This is a genomic window from Arthrobacter sp. NPDC089319 (genome assembly GCF_040684925.1).
Lineage (GTDB): Bacteria > Actinomycetota > Actinomycetes > Actinomycetales > Micrococcaceae > Crystallibacter.
The window spans coordinates 72,088-87,589 of sequence record NZ_JBFBGZ010000011.1 but is presented as its reverse complement, the minus strand read 5'-3'; the positions used below and the strand labels follow the sequence as shown (position 1 = coordinate 87,589).

The window sequence follows — 15,502 nt, the reverse complement described above, 5'->3', positions numbered from 1 at the left end:
AGACAGTCTCCGGCCGTCCCGGCGCCGCGCCGCTAGTCGTTGCCGCGGCCGTTCCCGGTGTCCGAGTTGTTCCCGTCCCCGCTGTCGCCGTCCCCGTCATTGCCGCGGTCATTGCCCTGATCCGATCCCTTGTCGGTTTCCGGCTCGGGCGAGGCAGGTTCGACCGCGACCGTGAGGACAATCTCGGTGCCTTGTTCGACGTTGGCGCCGGCCTTGACGCTTTGCCCGACGACGGTGCCTGCCTTGACCACTTCGTTCTCGACCTCTTCCACCCGGTAGGGCAGGGCGACGGCGGCATCATCGAGCATGGCTCCCGCGTCCTCCACGGTTTCGTCCACCATGTTGGGAACGCTGACCAATCCGTTCGACACGATCAGGTCCACGTTGGAACCGGTCTTCACCTTCTTGCCGGGAGCGGGCTTTGTGGTGACCACGTTGCCCCGCGGAAGGGTGGCACTGTTCGCCGGTTCGCTGTCCCCCGGCTCCAGACCCAGTTGCCGAAGCTTGTCCCGGACTTCGGCTTCAGTCCGGCCGGCCAGATTGTCGGGGATGGTGGTGAATTCGTTGCCTTGTGAGATGTAAACCAACACCTGGCTGCCCGGTTCCACCTGCTCACCGACTCCGGGGTCGGTGCGGGTCACCATTCCCTTCTCGACGTCGTTGCTGTACTCCAGTTCCACACGCGGCCTGAGGTCGCCCTCCCAAATGGCATTGGTGGCCGCATTTTCATCCAAACCTGCCACCGCAGGAACGGCAACGGTTTCCGGAGCGGCGTTCTGCACCAGCACGTTGTAGAGGTAATAGCCCCCGCCCACCAGCACCAGCAGGAGAGCGATCAACAGCGTCACGGTCCAGGCTCGGCGCTTTGCCCGGCGTTCGGGTTCGATGTCGTATTCATTGCCCACGGCCAGCGCGGCGGGCATCTGCTCACGGTCATAGGAGGCAGTGTGGGGAGCGCTGTCGTCCTCGAGCGTGTAATCCGAGGGGGACAGCGCCGAAGTCTGCTCAGACACCGCGTGCGCCTGCTGCGTGATCAGTTCAGTGGCCGGGGCCTGGGCTGGGAACGCTTCGGTTGCGGCACCTGCCGCCTGGTGGAGGACACCGTTCAAGGCCGCGCGCAGCGCTTCGGCAAATGCTGCGGCGGTCTGGTACCGGTCGGCTTTGTCCTTCTGCAGCGCATGCTCCAGCACGGAATCAAGCGCCGGCGTCACCTCCGGATTGAAGCGGCTGGCCGGTTCGGGAAGCTCACGAACATGCTGGTAAGCCACCGAGACCGGGCTGTCGCCGATAAAGGGGGGCCTGCCGGCAAGCATTTCGTAGAGCAGGCAGCCTGCCGAGTACAGGTCGCTGCGGGCGTCAACTGTTTCGCCGCGGGCCTGCTCCGGAGACAAGTACTGGGCGGTTCCCAGCACAGCTTGGGTCTGCGTCATCGTTGCTGCCGAGTCGGCCAGCGCCCGGGCAATGCCGAAGTCCATGACCTTGACGCTGCCGTCCGGCGTGACCATCACATTGGCGGGCTTGATGTCCCGGTGCACAATGCCCGAGCGGTGGCTGTATTCGAGCGCAGCAAGGATGCCGAGCGTGTAGCCGACCGAGTCATCTATGCCCAGCTCGTGGCCCCTGATGAACTCACGCAGCGTCCGGCCTTGGACGTACTCCATCACAATGAACGGGACCTTGACGTCGTGCGCCGCTCCCCCGGGCAAATCCATGTCGCCGGTGTCGTAGACGGCAACGATCGCCGGGTGGTTCAGACCGGCCACTGCCTGGGCTTCCCGCCGGAAGCGGGACTGCAACATCGGGTCGCGGGCAAGGTCGGCGCGCAGTTGCTTGATCGCCACCGAGCGACCCAAGCGGATGTCGCGGCCCAACAGCACGTCGGCCATGCCGCCGCGACCGATGAGTTCACCAACCTCGTAGCGGCCAGCCAGTATGCGTGGCGAGTCCACTGGTTGTCTTCCTTCCATCAGACCGACCGGGATCCGCTCATGGCTGGCCAGCCTTATCGGGACCGGTCGTCGGCGGTGCCTTGGCCGCGGGTGTCTCGCTCTGGGTCGGTTCGGGCGTTTGCTCTGGTTGCTCGGGCCCACTGGAGAGGACGTAATTGACGACGGTTCCTGGCTGAACCTCGCCCGAATCCGGTGAGAGGCTGATGACGTTCCCGGCGGGTACGGTGTCGCTCGGCTCTTCGCCAGCCGGCTGCGGGACCAGACCGAGGCCGATCAGGGCTTCGCGCACCTGCTGCTCGGACTGACCGGCCAGGCCGCCGGGAATGGTTACCTTCCCCGGGCCTGTGGAATAGGTGACGGTGATCGCTTTGCCGACTTCCACCGTGCCGGTCGGCGAGATGTCAATGACGGTGTTTTCGGATTCGCTGCTTTCCACCGGGTCGGGGACCACTTGGTAACCCATGTTTTCGAGTTCCGAGCGGACGTCGCTGAACGGCCGGCCCAAGAACGAATTGGCCGACAGCTGGTTGGTCTCCACCGTCGGTGTTTCGCTTGGTGTCTCGCTCTGTGTCTCGGTAGGCGGGGCAGAAGTCGTCTTCGTGGACGACCGTGATGCTGAGCTGGAGGCGGACGAGGACGACTCGACACCGCCGGTGGGCGTCAGCATGGGCAGCAGAATCGCTCCGGCCACGGCGAAAAGGACAAGCAGGATCAGGCCAATCAGTGGCCAGGTCCACGGGCTGCGCTTCTTCTGCTGGCGGCGCGGCGTCTCCTCCGGTTCGTCGCTGTCAAGGTCCTCGTCGGTCCAGTTCCGTTCGGCGCCAAGGCCGGCGGCTTCGGCGCCGGCCACGGCCGGCAGTTGGGAGGTTCCGGCGCTGACCGCTTGGGTGGGAGCGGTTCCGGTGGTCGGCACCGGGGCGGTCATCAAACCGGTGCGGTCGTCCCCCTCGAACAGCAGCATGCCGGGAACGGCGGCCTCGGCGGCGCGGATGTCGCCGGTGCGGATGGCGTCGGCCGCCTCCGCAAGCTTTTCGGCGGTGGCGGGACGGTCGGCCGGGTCCTTGGCCAGCATCGACATCAGCAGTGCCCGGATCGGCCGCGGAAGCGACTCCGGCAGCGGCGGAGGAGTGTCGTTGACCTGGGCCAAGGCGATGGCGATCTGCGACTCACCGGAGAACGGCCGGGAACCGGAGAGGCACTCGTAACCGATTACACCCAGAGAATAGATATCGCTCTGCCCGGTGGCTGTTTGTCCGGTTGCCTGTTCGGGGGCGAGATACTGGGCGGTGCCCATGACCTGTCCGGTAGCGGTCAACGGAACCTGGTCCGCGAGCCGGGCGATGCCGAAATCGGTGATCTTCACCCGTCCCTCGGGCGTGATCAGCAGGTTGCCGGGCTTGACGTCGCGGTGCACCAGTCCCTGGGCGTGGGCAACGGCAAGCGCCTTGGCCGTCTGGGTGATGATTGACAGCGTCCGGTCCGGCGAGAGCACCCGTTCCCGCTCGATGATGGCTGAGAGTGGGTGGCCCGGCACCAGTTCCATCACCAGGTAGGCGGATCCGGCCTCTTCGCCGTAATCGAAGACGTTGGCGATGCCGATATGGTTCAGCAGCGCCGTGTGTCGGGCCTCGGCGCGAAAGCGGTTGAGGAAGCCCGGGTCCCCGGTGTACTCCTCCTTGAGGATCTTGATGGCGACGATGCGGCCCAGGACCTGGTCCTGTGCCTTCCAGACTTCACCCATGCCGCCGATGGCGATACGTTCAGTGAGCTGGTACCTGCCGCCTAATGTGATACCCGAGGTAGGTCTCACTTATTTAACACCGCCTCTAGGAGTTGCTTAGCACTTGTACTTGCGAGAGAAGAACCGGTAGCCACATCGACGTCTTCGAAGACCACTGATACGACAGCTTTGGGGTCGTCCGCCGGTGCGAAGCCGGTGAACCAGGAGTTGTTGCCTTCTTCGCCGGCCATAAGTTCCGCCGTGCCGGTCTTGCCGGCTACTTCCACGCCAGGGATCGCCGCACGCCCGCCGATACCGCGGTCCACTACGTTGACCATCCAGTCCTGGATCAGCTTGGCGTTGTCGGCGGAAAGGGAACGCTGAAGCTCTTCGGGCTTCGGGCTGTCCATGACCCGCAGGTCGGGTGCACGGACCGTGCGGACCAGATTCGGCTTCATCAGCACGCCGTCGTTCGCAATGGCGGCGGACGTCATGGCCACCTGCAGCGGTGTCACGCGCACGTCGTACTGCCCGATGGCCGACTGGGCGAGGAGGTCATCGCTCATGCCGGTGGGGAACCGGCTGGCAGTGACGTGGGTGGGGATCTGGTAGGACTCGCCGTAGCCGAACTTGGCCGTCTGCTCCGCGATCGCGTCTTCACCCAGATCCATGGCGATCTGAGCGAACGGAGTGTTGCAGGACTGCTCCAGGGCAAAGGAGAAATCGGCGGTGGTCCGGGCGGCGCAGCCGCCGTTGACGTAGTTCGGCAGCTCAACGTTGGTGCCCGGAAGCTTCAGCGTGGGAGGGTTGTCCAGCTTGCTGTCGGCGTCGTACTTTCCGGACTCCAGCGCGGCGGCCGCTACCACCAGCTTGAAGACGGACCCGGGTGCCAGCAGGCTCTCGTTGGCCGCGTTGATGAACGGCGACAGGCCAGGCACCTCCTCCAGCCCCGCCATGTTCTGCGTAACCTCTTCGGTGTTGTGGCCGGCAAGCTCGTTCGGGTCGAAGCTGGGCTTGGACACCATCGCGAGGATGTTGCCGGTGTCCGGCTCCATCACGACGATTGAGCCCTTCACGCCGTCGGGCATCAGGTCCCAGGCCAGCTGCTGCAATTCGGCGTCCAGGGTCAGCTCCACTGACGCGCCTTCAACCTGGCCCCCCGAGAACATCTGCATGATCTGTTCGTAGAAGAACTCGTCGCCCGAGCCGGAGAGTTGGTCGTTCATCGCCGACTCCATCTGCGTGGAGGCGTAAACCAGTGAGTAGAAGCCGGTGATCGGCGCATAGAGCTCGGGTTCGTTGTAGACCCGCTGGTAGGCAAACTCGTCGTCTGACGGAACCGACTCGGCGATGGGGTCGCCGTCCACCAGAATGGCGCCGCGGTTCTTGTCGAAGTCCTTATAGATCGTCCGGCTGTTCCAGGGGTTCGCGTTGAGGTTCTCGGCCTCGAAGAACTGCACCACCGTGAGCGATCCGAAGAGCAGCGCGAACATCGCGAGGGCGACGATCCAAGTATTGCGGATGGCCTGGTTCATGGCTGGATCACCTCCGTGGATCCGGTGTTCCGTTCGTCGGACTTGCTGCGGCGCCCCGGCCGGTCAACCGGGGGACGGCTGCCGTTTGCCGGGCCGGTCATGGTGGGGCGGCGCGCCGCGTCGGAAATGAGCAGCAGCAGGGCAACGATCAGCCAGTTGGCCAGCAGCGAGGAGCCGCCGGCCGCTAGGAACGGTGTGGTCAGGCCGGTCAGCGGGATGAGCCGGGTGACGCCGCCGATCACTACGAAGCACTGCAGCGCCAACGTAAAGGAGAGCCCGGTGGCCAGCAGCTTGCCGAAGGCGTCGCGGCTGCCCAGGGCAGCACGGATGCCGCGGCTGATCAGGAGGACATAGAGCATCACAATGGCGGAGAGACCGATCAGCCCGAGCTCTTCGCCGAGCGCGGCAATGATCATGTCGCTGTTGGCGAAGGTCACCAGGTCGGGGCGGCCCTGGCCGAGGCCGGTACCGGTGAGCGCGCCGCTTGCCAGCCCGAACAGGCCTTGGACAATCTGGTGGCTGCCGCCGATCGCGTTGTAGACCTCCGGGTCGAAGGCCTTGATCCAGCTGTTGATGCGGTTGGTGACATGCGGGAAGAGCTGGAAAGCCACGAAGCCGCCCACGGCGATCATGAGCAGGCCGATGATGACCCAGCTGACCCGGCTGGTGGCCACGTAAATCATGGCCATGAACAGGCCGAAGAACAGGATGGAGGAGCCCAGATCGCGCTGGAAGACCAGCACGCCGATGCTGACCAGCCAGGCTGCCAGCATGGGTCCCATGTCCTGCCAGCGCGGCAGCTGCAGCGGACCGATTTTGCGGCCGGCCAGCAGGATGAGGTCCCGGTTGGTGGATAGATACCCGGCAAAGAATATAGCGAGCGTGATCTTGGCTATTTCGCCCGGCTGGAAGGTGGCGAATCCCAGATTGACCCAGATCCTGGCGCCGTTGACCTCCATGCCGACGAAGGGCAACAGCGGAAAGATGAGCAGGGCGGCGCTGGCGATCAGGGAAAGGTAGGTGAAGCGGCGCAGGACGCGATGGTCGCGCAACAGCCAGATTACAGCCACGACGACGGCGATGGCCACGCCGGTCCAGAACAGTTGGCGGGTTGCCGCGGAGTCGCCGGTGGCAATGTCCAGCCTATGGATCATCGCCAAGCCGATGCCGTTCAAGGCGGTCACGATCGGAAGTATTACCGGATCGGCATATTTGGCGCGGAGGCGCAGCACCACATGCACCACGAGGACCAGCACGATCAGGGTGATGCCTTGAGTGAAGAAATCGCTGTCGAAGGCTCGGTCCTGGTCCAGTCCCACCAACATGTTGGCGCCGATGCCGACCACCAGCGCCAGCAGGAGCAGGAGGAGTTCGGTGTTGCGCCGCGAACGGGGCGCCGTCTGGATGTTACTCATGGCTTATCCACCTACACATTCCGGCGGCAGGGCGGCTCCCGGACTGGCAGCCGGACTCGGCGCGGCGCTCGGAGCGACGCTGGGCCGGTCCGTCGGTACGGCACTGGGGCTGGGACCCGGTTCGGGGCAGTTCCGCTGGCTGCTGATCCGCAGCTGCTCCACAATTTGCTCGGCATGCACCAGGTCCCGCGCGGAGATGCTCGAATTCAGCCGCTGCTGTTGATAGACGGGCAGGCTCTCCAACGGGATGTTGTAGACCGTGTCCACATGCGATAGGTCAATCGGCCCGAAGTTCTGCGAGACGCCGTTGAAAATGGCCACCCGGCCCTCGGACGAGCCAACAAAGTACTGCGTCTGGGTCCACAGGTAGCCGAACCACAGCACGGCTACCAGCAGCAGCGACATAACGGTCAGGAACGCGGGGATCAGCCACGGCCTGCGGACCGGTGCGGAGGCTTCGACCTCGGACGCCTCGGGTTCCTCCGGGGCCTTATGGGTCAACAGCGCCGCGGCGCGCCGCTTGTTGGAATGGGCCGTGACGATCGGGATCTGTCCGGTTTCCGTGGCCAGGGCCGCCGCACCCACCAGCACGTGCGGCCGAGTTCCCAGCTCGCGCCGGATGGCGTCGGCGCGGATCGCCTCGTGTGGTTCCGCGGGTTCGCCCGGTACCTCGTCGCCAGCCGGGATGGCAGGGGCATCGTCCGAAGTGGTGCCCGTACCGGCCGCCGGCGCAGCGGGGGCAGGGGAGGCACCGCCGTCGTCGGCCGCCCCTGACTCCAGCGGGCGTCCCGCGGCGAGGTTCAGGGACGCGGTGTCGGTGGCCGCGGCCGGAGCCTCGGCCACTTCGATCATCACAATGGTCACGTTGTCCGGAGAACCGCCGTCGAGCGTGAGCTCCACGAGTTGGTCCACGGCGTCCTGCAGTGTGGCGGCGTTGCGCACCACGGACTCCACCACGCGGTCCGGCACTACCGCATTAAGCCCATCGGAACAGAGCAGCCATTTCTCCCCCGGTTCGGCGTCGTGGCTGGCCAGATCGAGCTCTGGGCTGGCATCGACGTCGCCCAAGACGCGCATGAGCACATTGCGGTGCGGATGGATTTCGGCTTCTTCGGGGCGCAGCCGGCCCTCATCGATGAGCCGCTGGACGAAGGTGTGGTCAATGCTGACCTGCTCAAAGATGCCGTTCTTCAGCCGGTAAGCCCGGGAGTCGCCGATGTGCGCGAATTCGAGCTTGTCGTCGTGCAGCAGCAGAGCCGTCACGGTGGTGCCCATGCCGGCCAGCTTGGGATCGGTCTGCACCAGCTCCGAGAGGATGGAATTGGCGGTCTGGATCTCGTCGGCCAGCACGGTGGCCGGCTCCTGGTGGTCCGCGCGGTCCAGATGGACCAGATCCAGCACGGTGGAAGCAGACGCTACGTCGCCGCCGGCATGGCCGCCCATGCCGTCGGCCACGACGGCAAGAAAACGGCCGGCGTAGGCGGAATCGTCGTTCTTGGAACGCGTCATGCCCACGTCAGACCGCGCTGCATAGCGCAGAACCAGAGCCACGGTCAGGGCCTCAACTCAATGACCGTCTTGCCGATCCGGATGGGAACGCCCGGGTCAACGGGCAGGGCGCGGGTCAGCTGGTTTTCGGCCAGATAAGTGCCGTTGGTGGAACCTAGGTCCTCGATGAACCAGCGGCTGCCCTGCGGAAAGAGGCGGGCATGGCGGCCGGAGGCGTAGTCGTCCTCCAGCACGAGCGTGGCTTCCTGGGCGCGCCCCAGCAAGATGGGGCTGGCGGCCAGCTCCAGCGAGTGACCGGCCAGCGGGCCTTCGGTGACCACCAGCCGGCGCGGAGCGGCCCTGGGTGCCGGGGCGGCTTCGGCCAGATCAGGATTCTTGCGCACTTCCCGCGCGGTGGGGCTGCCGGTCCGGCTGCGCTTGCCGATCTGGAGGTCGCGGCGCAGGGCCGAGACGATGCTGATGATCATGATCCAGAGCAGGATCAGGAAACCGAACCGCAGAGCGGTGACAACAAGCTCCCCCATTAGGCCGCGCCGCCCCGTGTTGGCAGCAGGCGGAAGGTGATGCGGGTTCGGCCCATGGTGATGACGGATCCGTCCGTGAGGTCGGTCCGGCCAACGATCTTTTGGCCGTTGACGTAGCTGCCGTTGGTCGAGCCAAGGTCCACGGCCAGTGCGGAGCCGCCCTCAGTGCGGATCTCCAGATGGCGGCGGGAGACTCCGGTGTCGTCGACCATGATGTCGGCCTCGGAGGAACGGCCCAGCACAATAGAGGGCGCGTTGAGCGAGTACCGCTGGCCATTGATTTCGAGCACGGCCTGCAGCTGGGTGGGCTGCCGCGACGGTGCCGCGGGTGTGCTGCGTTGTGCCGGGCGCTGCTGGTGGCCGTCGGACTTCACCACCGTGGCCTGGACTTCGAATTCGCCGCCCTTGAGGGCGCCGTCTTTCGCGAAGGAAACGCGGACCGGGCCTTGCAGTGTGTACTTCTGGCTGTTCACGTGCCGGATCACCACGTCGCAGAGTTCTTCGGCCAGGGTTGCGCCCCATTGTTCTGCCATGGCGTAGTCGGAGTCGCCCAGCCTGACCTCGAAGACGTTCGGTGCCAGGGTGCGGCCTTGGGCCAAGGTGATGGAACCATTGTCCAGCTCACGGCGCAGGCGGCTGGCAATCTCCACCGGCTGCACCTGGCCTTTGCCGCCAACGGAGAAGGCGCCACGGACCATCTTTTCGATGCCGCGTTCCATGCTGTCCAGAATTCCCATCGGGCCGCCTCCTCCCTGTTGTCGTCCTGCATGCCTGCCTGCACGAAGCGGGCAGGGCACACCGGTCTGGCGATTCTTCCATTCGATACTACTTGTGCGTGTCCCAAAAGGCCCTATTCAGTAACGATTGCCCAAGGCGCGGCGGCGCGGCAACGTGGTGAACCTCACCAAAGGAAAGTGCGACGACGGCGGGTCCCGGCAGCGGCTCAGGCCCTCGGATCCGCGTGCCCGTGCGGCAAAGTGGGGGCTGGAACCCCCGATTGGGAATTTGGGCCTGTTTCACGCTACTATTGATCTCGCTGTTCTTGAGGAATGCGAACCGGGAAAAACGGTTCGACCCAACGGAACAGGCGAACTGCGCGCGAGTGGCGGAACGGCAGACGCGCTGGCTTCAGGTGCCAGTGTCCGAAAGGGCGTGGGGGTTCAAATCCCCCCTCGCGCACGCAGAGCAAGAGCCCCGGTCTTCGGACCGGGGCTCTTGCCGTTAACGCCCGGGTTGGACGACGCGGTTCGCTGTGCCGGACGGGGCTGATGCAGCTATCCAGTGCTGGCGCGAGCGGCCAGTGTGCCAGCTGCACCAGGATTAAACCGCGGCCTAGGCCTGCAGGTACTTAAGCACGGCTAGCACCCGGCGATGGTCCCCGGGCGCCGCCGCCAGCCCCAGCTTGCCGAAGATGGCGGTGATGTTCTTTTCCACCGCGCCGGCGGATAAGAAGAGCCGTTCGGCGATCGCCACGTTGGTCCGGCCCTCGGCCATCAGCTCCAGCACCTGGCCTTCGCGCGGTGTGAGGGTATCCAGCCCCCGATGCCGGCTGGAGGATCGCATCAGCTGGGCGACCACCTCGGGATCCAGCACGGTTTCCCCAGCTCGGATCCGTTCCAACGAGTCCAGGAACGAGGACACTTCGGCGACCCGGTCCTTGAGCAGGTAGCCCACGCCGGCCGGGTGGTCGGCGAACAACCGGGCGGCGTAGCGGGTCTCCACGTATTGGGAGAAGACCAGGACGCCCACGCCCGGATGTGTCCGCCTAAGCTCCAGTGCTGCGCGGATGCCCTCATCGGTGTGCGTCGGCGGCATCCGGATGTCCACGATGGCCACGTCAGGGACCTCGGCCGCTACCGCCTCCAGCAGCGCGGCCGCATCGCCGACCGCCGCGGTGATGTGGTGGCCGCGGCCAGCCAGCAGTTCGGCCAGGCCGGCGCGCAGGATGGCCGAGTCTTCGGCGATGGCGATCCTCACGGGCGCTCCGGATCCAACGGCAGGTCGATGGTGACGTTGGTTGGTCCGCCGGCAGGCGATTCGATTCGCAGCGTGCCGTCCACGGCGGCAACCCGCTCGGCGAGCCCGGCCAGGCCGGAGCGGTGTCCGCTGGGCGCCGGCCGGGAGAGTGCCGCGCCGCCGCGCCCGTCGTCGCCCACCTGCAGCTGAAGGCGGTTGCCCGCGGTGCGCACGCCGATCCGAATCTGCCCGGCCCGGGCATGCTTGACGGCATTGGTCACCAATTCCATGGCGCAGAAGTATGCGGTGGCTTCCACAGCGGGTGCAGGACGTTTGCCGATGTTGAGCACCAGCGATGTCCGCACGGGGGATTGGGCCGCCAGGGTTTCCAGGGCAGGGGCCAGTCCATCGTTGAGGACCGGCGGATGGATGCCGCGGGCCAGATCGCGCAGATCCACCAAGGCGTCTTTCGCGGTGCCATGCGCGCTCTCCAGCAGATGCGCCACTTCCGGCGCGGTTTCCTGGCTGGACAAGCGGTCCCGGGCGTCGCCCAGTTTCATGGCAATCGCCACCAGTTGTGCCTGCGTGCCATCGTGCAGGTCGCGCTCGATCCGCCGCAGCCGGGCATCGGCGTCTTCGACCGTGCGGTTGCGCGAGTGCTCCACGTCCCGCAGCCGCAGGCTGGCCGCGGTGGGACCCAGCAGGCCGGCAGCCAAAACTGCCTGCAGCCGGGCGAAGCCGTGGTTCAACGCGGGCCACAGCAGCCAGAGGAAGACGGCGCCGACGGCTGCCAACAACAACTGCCGCGGCGGAGTGTCGATGTAGTAGTCCATGCCCAGCTGTGCGCCCCGGTGCCAACTGCCGTCCGCGGCCTGCTGCAGCGGCAGGTAGCGGTACCAGAACCAGTGCGTCAGTGCACCGAGACCGGTGGCAAGGAAGGTAACGCTCACGCAGAAAGCCGTCACCGAAACCACGAAGGACACCGCTTGGTGGGCGATGGCCCGCCAGCCGGCGGAGTCGGCCAGGCCGCTGCGGATGAAGCCGAAGAAGCCCCGTTTCGGCCGAAACGGTACCGGCTCGGCCACGTGCTGCTGCAGCAGCGACGCCGCGAGTGACCGCTGCACGGTTCCCCAGTAGCGGGCCGCCGCAATCAGGGCCGCGGCAACCACCAGGCCGACGACCGTAGCCGCCAGCGACGCTCCCAGCGAGACCGTGGCCACCGCGTAGGCAAAGCCGAAGGGCGCCAGCAGGAGCGCGGCGAAGTGGTAGAGGAATTCCCGCCAGGTCTGGCGCTGGAAGAGGCCGGTCAGGAACCGGAACGGCGCGGCGCCTTCGGTCCGGCGGGAGCCGGCAGATTCCGGCACGTGGAGGGCGGCATTCGGCGCCGCAATGTTCGTCATGAGTACAGCTTGCTACCTCACCGCGGCCGCCAGAAGCAGGCGGGCCCCCGAACCTTGCGGGGGTTAACCCCCGCAGCGTGCGGCCGGAGTGCCTTTTCCGCGGCCCGGGTGGGTCAGGCCTGCTTGCCGGCTTCCTTCACGCGCTGCTCTTCCGCGCGCACCGCGGCCAAGGAGGCGCGTTCGGCAACCAGCCACTGGGGCGGATCCTGCAGCAGCGCGGTGATCTCGGCCGTCGTCAGCGCTTCGGTGATGCCGCCGCGTGCCAGCCCGGAGATGGAGACGTTGAGCTTGCGGGCCACCTCGGGCCGGGGATGCGGGCCGTTGCGGCGCAGGTCGGCCAGCCACTGGGGCGGATCCGTCTGCAGCTTGTTGAACTCCTCGCGCGAAATCACGCTGTCCTGGAACTCCTGCGGGGCCGCGGGCAGGTAAATGCCCAGTTTCTTGGCGGCCGTGGCCGGTTTCATGGACTGGGAGGTTTTCGCGCTCATGAGCCCAGCCTATCCGCCCTGCGCTACGGTGATGAAGTGCAGGATGCAGACCACGAGCCGAAATCGCCGGCCCCGCCCGGACTGAAGGTTGGCTACGTCCCGGGGGTGACGCCGGGGAAGTGGACGCGCCGTTGGTCGGAGCGGCTGCCGGACGTCCCGCTGACCGCCTTCCAGTGCGCGCAGGAGGAACAGACCGCCATCCTGCGCGACGGCCGGGCAGACCTAAGCTTCGTGCGGCTGCCGGTGGACCGCGAGGGCCTGAGCGTCATCCCGCTGTATGCCGAACTGCCGGTGGTGGTCGCGCCGAAGGAACACGAGATCGCCCTGTACGACGACGAGGTGCCCTACCAGGAGATCGCGGGCGAGAACTTCCTGGACCCGGTGGAAATGGGCGGCGCCAAGACCGGCATCGAGGTGGTGGCCTCAGGTGCGGGGCTGATGATCCTGCCCATGTCCGTGGCCCGGCTCTACAACCGCAAGGACGTGGTCTACCGGACGGTCACCGACCAGCCCGAAACGCAGATTGGCCTCGCCTGGCTGGCCGACCGGACGGACGACGCCATCGAGGAGTTCATCGGGATTGTCCGGGGCCGCACGGCGCGCAGTTCCCGCCAGCCATCGGTGCAGGAACAGCAGGGGAACACCAAGGGCAAAAAGGCTGCCCAGAACGACGGCGGAGCCTCCGGCGCGGCGAAGGGCGCCAACGCGGGGAAGGGTTCCGGCTCGCGGCGCGAACGCACCTCCGGACCGGCGGCGGGCAAGCAATCCGGCCAGGGCAAGGGCAGGCCCGGCGGGGGACGGACGCCCAAGGGCCGCGGGCCGCGGCGCGGACGCCGGTAGCATCCGCCCGCGGCGTGCCGGGTCCACGGTTGCGTTGGCTAGGCTTCAGCTATGAGCGTGAGCAGCCCTGACCATCTGGACGATACCGATCTTGCGGCCTGGCTGGTGCGCGCCGCGGGCACCCTGGCCAATGGCATGCGATCCGGGGTGACCGCCTTCGAGGAGAAGACCAGCATCTCCGACGTGGTCACCGCTGCCGATCACGCCGCGGAGAAGCTGGTGGTGGACACACTGCGGGAGCTCCGGCCGGACGACTCCATCCTGGGCGAGGAAGGCTCCAGCCATCAGGGGGCCTCGGGCCGGACCTGGGTGATCGACCCCGTGGACGGGACCTACAACTTCTTGACCGGCGGCCACTACTGGTGCTCGGCGCTGGCTCTGACCGACGACGCCGGATCCCGGCTGGGGGCTGTCTACCACCCGGCCGAGGACGTGCTGTGGCTGGGCGGCCGGGACCTGCCCACGGTCCGGAACGGCCTGCCGGTGGGGGAAATCGCCAGCGCCCCCTTGGCAGCCAGTTGCGCGGCGGCGTACCTGCACCACACGTACCTGCGGGACGAGGCCGCGGGTGAACCCTATTTGCGCACGCTGCTGGGTTCGGCCACCTACCGCAGCTGGGGGTCGGCCTCCTGCGAGCTTGCCGCAACCTCCGCCGGGCTGTTCGGGGTCTGGTACCAGCAGGGGCTGCCGGACTGGGACTGGTTGCCCGGCCAGGCCTTGGTGGAAGCGGCAGGCGGGACCACCGCCGTCGTGGAGGTGGGTGGCTACCGCTGGTCGGTGGCGGGCGGCCGGCAGCAGGTGGCCGAGGCGGTCAGCCTGCTGCAGGGGTGACCGCCACCGGTTTCCGTGCCACCCGGCGTGGCATAGTGGGGCTGTGGAAAAGACCTATGAAACCCTCCAGTTGGAATGCCTCGGCGAATTGGCCACGATTGTCATCAACCGCCCCGCCTCGCTCAACGCGCTGAACACCCAGGTGGTGGCCGACCTGGCGCAGTTCGTTGCCGACATCCGGTCGCCCGAAGGCCAAGAAGTCCGCAGCATCCTGATCACCGGCGCCGGCGAGAAGGCGTTCGCGGCCGGCGCCGATATCCGCGAACTGGCATCAATGGGACCCGACGAAGCAGAGGCGCACAGCGCGGCCATGCAGGATCTGACCCGCGTGCTCGAGACCCTGGACCTGCCCGTGATCGCCTGCGTCAACGGGTTCGCTTTGGGCGGGGGCCTGGAACTGGCGCTGGCCTGCGACTTTATCTACGCCACGCAGAACGCCAAGTTCGGCCTGCCGGAAGTCGGGCTGGGCCTCATTCCGGGCTTTGGCGGAACCGTGCGGCTGCCGCAGCGGGTCGGCCCCGGGAGGGCCAAGGAGCTGATCTACACCGGCCGCAGCATCGGCGCCGATGAGGCGCTGCGGATCGGTCTGGCCAACGCCGTCTTCGCCACCAAGGACGACATGCTGGACGCCGCGGCCGCTACCTGCCGGGAGATTTCCGCGAAGTCCCCGGCCGCCGTCGCCAATGCCAAGCGGACGGTCGATGCGGCCCTCGGCCTTCCCACCGCCGAGGGACTCCGGCTGGAGCGCCGGGCCTTCGGCCAGGCCTTCACCACGGAGGATTCGCGGATCGGCCGGGAGGCCTTCCTGGACAAGGCGGCGCCCGCCTTTACCGGGCGCTAAAGGCGGGCGCGGGCTGGCCGCTCGGAGGAGTCGGCTAGTCAGAAGCGGTCAGCGGGCGGTGCGGCGCCAGGCCGGATCGTACTGGGTGGCCAGGCGTGCCAGGGTCAGAGCTGCCAGCATCAGGCCGAAGTCCCGCAGGGCCACGTCGTAGAACCCCGACAGCGTCAACAGATTGATGATGATGCCGGCCAGCCAGAGCGCCACAACGTAGGCGGCGTAGCGGGGCTTGATCCAGACCAAAATGCCGGCGGCGATCTCGATGACGCCGACAATCAGCATGGCGGTGTGCGCGCTGAAGGGGAGCAGGCTGACAACCCACGGTGCCAGATACTGTTCCCAGTTGGTGAGCAGGTTGAAGAACTTGTCCAGCCCCATCAGGATCGGCAGGACGGTGAATCCCAGCCTGAGCATCCAGAACGCGCCGTACGCGGGATCGGTCCGTACCCGCTGCAGCGTTGGAGTCGTGGTAGCCATCGGAACCTCCGGTAAATTCT

General features: G+C 66.8%; 14 protein-coding genes and 1 tRNA gene. 4 read left to right on the top strand and 11 right to left on the bottom strand.

Features of this window, described 5'->3' with window-relative positions:
* Window positions 1-32: 32 nt before the first annotated feature.
* The 7 genes from pknB to AB0N75_RS15700 are packed head-to-tail and all read right to left on the bottom strand — an operon-like array spanning window position 33 to window position 9,389.
* Window positions 33-1,949, bottom strand: a complete 1,917-nt coding sequence (gene pknB / locus AB0N75_RS15730) for a Stk1 family PASTA domain-containing Ser/Thr kinase (protein WP_364651805.1) — start codon at window positions 1,947-1,949, stop codon at window positions 33-35.
* Between the two features lie 37 nt (window positions 1,950-1,986).
* On the bottom strand, window positions 1,987-3,759 hold the full coding sequence (locus tag AB0N75_RS15725; RefSeq protein ID WP_364651803.1) for a protein kinase: 1,773 nt from the start codon (window positions 3,757-3,759) through the stop codon (window positions 1,987-1,989).
* Window positions 3,756-5,204 carry a penicillin-binding protein 2 gene (locus tag AB0N75_RS15720; RefSeq protein WP_364651802.1) on the bottom strand — a complete coding sequence of 483 codons (1,449 nt, stop codon included), beginning with the start codon at window positions 5,202-5,204 and terminating at the stop codon, window positions 3,756-3,758. Before AB0N75_RS15720 ends, AB0N75_RS15725 begins: the two co-directional genes overlap by 4 nt.
* The gene (locus AB0N75_RS15715) at window positions 5,201-6,619 is read right to left on the bottom strand and encodes an FtsW/RodA/SpoVE family cell cycle protein (protein ID WP_364651800.1); all 1,419 of its coding nucleotides are present in this window, start codon (window positions 6,617-6,619) and stop codon (window positions 5,201-5,203) included. Before AB0N75_RS15715 ends, AB0N75_RS15720 begins: the two co-directional genes overlap by 4 nt.
* A gap of 3 nt (window positions 6,620-6,622) precedes the next feature.
* Window positions 6,623-8,170 carry a protein phosphatase 2C domain-containing protein gene (locus tag AB0N75_RS15710; protein WP_364651798.1) on the bottom strand — a complete coding sequence of 516 codons (1,548 nt, stop codon included), beginning with the start codon at window positions 8,168-8,170 and terminating at the stop codon, window positions 6,623-6,625.
* A 2-nt stretch (window positions 8,171-8,172) separates the two neighbouring features.
* A complete protein-coding gene (locus AB0N75_RS15705; RefSeq protein ID WP_127513184.1) occupies window positions 8,173-8,652 on the bottom strand; it encodes an FHA domain-containing protein in 480 nt (159 codons plus the stop codon).
* Entirely contained in the window at window positions 8,652-9,389 is a 738-nt protein-coding gene (locus AB0N75_RS15700) for a DUF3662 and FHA domain-containing protein (protein ID WP_364651796.1), read from the bottom strand. The genes AB0N75_RS15705 and AB0N75_RS15700 overlap by 1 nt, the downstream gene beginning before the upstream one ends.
* Window positions 9,390-9,748: 359 nt before the next feature.
* Here AB0N75_RS15700 and AB0N75_RS15695 point away from each other — a divergent pair.
* Window positions 9,749-9,831: transfer RNA gene (locus tag AB0N75_RS15695), tRNA-Leu, on the top strand.
* Between the two features lie 153 nt (window positions 9,832-9,984).
* Here the strand turns inward: AB0N75_RS15695 and AB0N75_RS15690 are convergent.
* From AB0N75_RS15690 to AB0N75_RS15680, 3 genes are all read right to left on the bottom strand, one after another.
* Window positions 9,985-10,629, bottom strand: a complete 645-nt coding sequence (locus AB0N75_RS15690) for a response regulator transcription factor (protein ID WP_364651794.1) — start codon at window positions 10,627-10,629, stop codon at window positions 9,985-9,987.
* Window positions 10,626-12,008, bottom strand: coding sequence for a sensor domain-containing protein (locus AB0N75_RS15685; RefSeq protein ID WP_364651792.1), 1,383 nt, complete (start codon window positions 12,006-12,008; stop codon window positions 10,626-10,628). The genes AB0N75_RS15690 and AB0N75_RS15685 overlap by 4 nt, the downstream gene beginning before the upstream one ends.
* Window positions 12,009-12,121: 113 nt before the next feature.
* Window positions 12,122-12,496, bottom strand: coding sequence for a DUF5997 family protein (locus AB0N75_RS15680; RefSeq protein ID WP_364651791.1), 375 nt, complete (start codon window positions 12,494-12,496; stop codon window positions 12,122-12,124).
* A gap of 36 nt (window positions 12,497-12,532) precedes the next feature.
* Here AB0N75_RS15680 and AB0N75_RS15675 point away from each other — a divergent pair, with 36 nt between their 5' ends.
* From AB0N75_RS15675 to AB0N75_RS15665, 3 genes are read left to right on the top strand one after another with little or no spacing between them, the layout of a single operon-like run.
* Window positions 12,533-13,336: a LysR substrate-binding domain-containing protein gene (locus AB0N75_RS15675; RefSeq protein ID WP_364651789.1), complete on the top strand. Its 804-nt coding sequence runs from the start codon at window positions 12,533-12,535 to the stop codon at window positions 13,334-13,336.
* A gap of 51 nt (window positions 13,337-13,387) precedes the next feature.
* Window positions 13,388-14,167 carry an inositol monophosphatase family protein gene (locus tag AB0N75_RS15670; RefSeq protein WP_364651787.1) on the top strand — a complete coding sequence of 260 codons (780 nt, stop codon included), beginning with the start codon at window positions 13,388-13,390 and terminating at the stop codon, window positions 14,165-14,167.
* A gap of 43 nt (window positions 14,168-14,210) precedes the next feature.
* Window positions 14,211-15,008 carry an enoyl-CoA hydratase-related protein gene (locus AB0N75_RS15665; RefSeq protein WP_364651785.1) on the top strand — a complete coding sequence of 266 codons (798 nt, stop codon included), beginning with the start codon at window positions 14,211-14,213 and terminating at the stop codon, window positions 15,006-15,008.
* A 48-nt stretch (window positions 15,009-15,056) separates the two neighbouring features.
* Here the strand turns inward: AB0N75_RS15665 and AB0N75_RS15660 are convergent, their stop codons facing one another.
* Window positions 15,057-15,482 (bottom strand): hypothetical protein, encoded by a 426-nt coding sequence (locus tag AB0N75_RS15660; protein ID WP_364651783.1) that lies wholly within the window; start codon window positions 15,480-15,482, stop codon window positions 15,057-15,059.
* Window positions 15,483-15,502: the final 20 nt, after the last annotated feature.